Source organism: Polaromonas sp. P1_E3, assembly GCF_056405935.1.
In genome coordinates this window covers 1-733 of the sequence record NZ_JBFUBD010000770.1, presented here as the reverse complement: position 1 = coordinate 733, position 733 = coordinate 1, and the positions used below count along the sequence as shown (strand labels likewise).

Genomic DNA, 733 nt, shown 5'->3' with positions numbered 1-733 from the left:
GGCAAGTACGATGTGGTGATCAACCAGGTCGGCATCACTGACAAGCGCAAGGAGACCTTTGATTTCTCCGAGCCCTACACCATCTCGGCCCCGCAGCTGATCATTCGCAAGGACGAAAAGCGCGAGTTCAAGACACTGGCAGATCTCAAAGGCAAAAAGCTCGGCCTGGGCCAGGGCACCAACTACGCCGACATCGCCAGGAAAGTAGGCGGCATCGACGTCAAGACCTATCCCGGCGCGCAAGAGTATTTGCAAGACCTGGCACTGGGCCGTATCGACGCCGCGCTCAACGACAGCCTGCTCATCCCCTACATCGTCAAGCAGACCAAGCTGCCGCTCAAGCCCGGTGCACCCGTGGGTGACCTCGAAAAGTCCGGCATTCCCTTTGTGAAGAACAACCCGAAGTTCAAGGCCGCCATCGACAAGGCGCTGGCCGACCTGCAAGCCGACGGCAGCTTCGCAAAGATCTCGACCAAATGGTTTGACCGCGACGTGAGCAAGCCGCCTGTCGCCGTGAAATAACCGAAGTAACATTCGATCAGCCGCGCGCCGCCTACCGGCAGGCGCCCTGAAACACCCCGGCTCTTCGCCGGGGTTTTTATTTGTGGAGACCCTTATGGACCTGTCTGGCCTGACCCAATTACTGCGCGATGCCCTGCCGCTGATGCTCAAGGGCGCCGCGTGGACGCTGCTGCTGGCGGTAGCGTCTGTTTTCTTCGGTGCCATCATCGGC

General features: G+C 59.8%; 1 protein-coding gene. It reads left to right on the top strand.

Annotated features, from left to right (window positions below; all coding sequences use genetic code 11):
- On the top strand, positions 1-522 hold a 522-nt coding region (locus tag AC1D0Z_RS23440), incomplete at its 5' end, for a transporter substrate-binding domain-containing protein (protein ID WP_477660515.1).
- Between the last annotated feature and the right edge of the window lie 211 nt (positions 523-733).